Annotated in this window: 2 protein-coding genes and 1 pseudogene; all 3 read left to right on the forward strand. The window is 45.3% G+C overall.

Going from position 1 to position 1271, the window contains the following annotated elements; all coding sequences use genetic code 11:
• On the forward strand, nt 1-195 hold a 195-nt coding region (locus F6K53_RS43315; RefSeq protein ID WP_293086897.1), incomplete at its 5' end, for a hypothetical protein.
• A 33-nt stretch (nt 196-228) separates the two neighbouring features.
• Nucleotides 229-453: a hypothetical protein gene (locus F6K53_RS43320; protein ID WP_293053668.1), complete on the forward strand. Its 225-nt coding sequence runs from the start codon at nt 229-231 to the stop codon at nt 451-453.
• A gap of 45 nt (nt 454-498) precedes the next feature.
• Nucleotides 499-1271 (forward strand): annotated as a pseudogene (locus tag F6K53_RS43325) (tetratricopeptide repeat protein); the annotation flags it as partial.

The raw sequence follows: 1271 nt of genomic DNA on the forward strand, positions 1-1271 counted from the left end.
GTTGATGCGGCCTATAATAATCTTTTAGAAGCAGAAGAGGTATTGACAGACATCAGTGAGAAAATGCTATTGGCCGTTGCTGTTAAGTATGGCAAAAACAGCTTTGAATACGAAATGGCAGGGGGTGTGCGTAAAAGTGAGCGCAAACGACGGATTCGTCGAACTATTGACAGTGCTGAATCAGAGCTAAACTAGACTTCTTGCAAAAGTCGGAAGGAACAGGGAACTTTGACTACAACAGCTTTCGGTGCTTTCATCAATATCCTAACTTTAATGGGTAGTGCTATAGCCTTTATCGCAGTTGTGAGGTACAGATTATTTTTTCCCTGTTCCCTCTTTCCTTTTCCCTGTTCCCTCTTTCCTCTTCTCTGCTCCCTGCTCCCTGCTCCCTACTCCCTAAAAACCAGAAATTTGTACTTCACAAGTCGTAGAATTGCTATATTTAAGAAATAATAATAATTGATCGCTGCAGCTATTGCTTAACACCTGCTTTGCCCCATGGATGAAGAACGCTTCCAAGCCTATCTCAGTCTGATTCAAGAGCTGCTGAGTTGTACCAGTGGCAAGCAACCAGAGGTTTTGAACTCCCACCAGGATTTGGTAGATGGGGGGTTGGTGCAGATGATGCAACAGGTGGCGGAGTGGTTGGCAAAGGAGGGCAATAAAGATAATGCTGAATTTTTAACTAATGTTGCCGGTCAGCTAGCTAAGACCCTGGGATTGTCATCAACAAGTCCTACCTCTTCGCAATTGCCCACTGCCGACTCACAATTTAACTTCCTGATGGAGGTATTGCGGGCAACTGCAAAAAGCAAAGGTAACCCGCAAGTGGTTTATCCCCTACTGCAAACAAACCTAGATCAGATAGATGATAACTTGGCAGTGCTGTTGCGAGACTGGGCAACGGCGAAACTGGCAGAAGTAGAACCAGAACTAGCCCGAAGGATTGCCATAGATATTGTCAATTTCAGTACTCTAATTCAGGAGTTTCCCCGAGGCAGTAGGGCGACTAACTTAGAGATTGCCATGACTGGCTATGAGGTGGTTGGCACTGTTTTTACCCGTAAGGCTTTTCCTGTTGATTGGGCAACCACTCAAAATAATCTGGGAAATACCTACGGTAACAGAATCAAGGGAGAGAAGGCAGACAACCTTGAAGCAGCCATCACAGCTTTCCAAGCAGCTTTGCAAGTGCGCACCCGTGAGGCTTTTCCTGTTGATTGGGCAACCACTCAAAATAATCTGGGGAATGCTTATAGTGACAGAATCAG

Source organism: Moorena sp. SIO4A1, from assembly GCF_010672065.1.
Taxonomy (GTDB): Bacteria; Cyanobacteriota; Cyanobacteriia; order Cyanobacteriales; family Coleofasciculaceae; genus Moorena.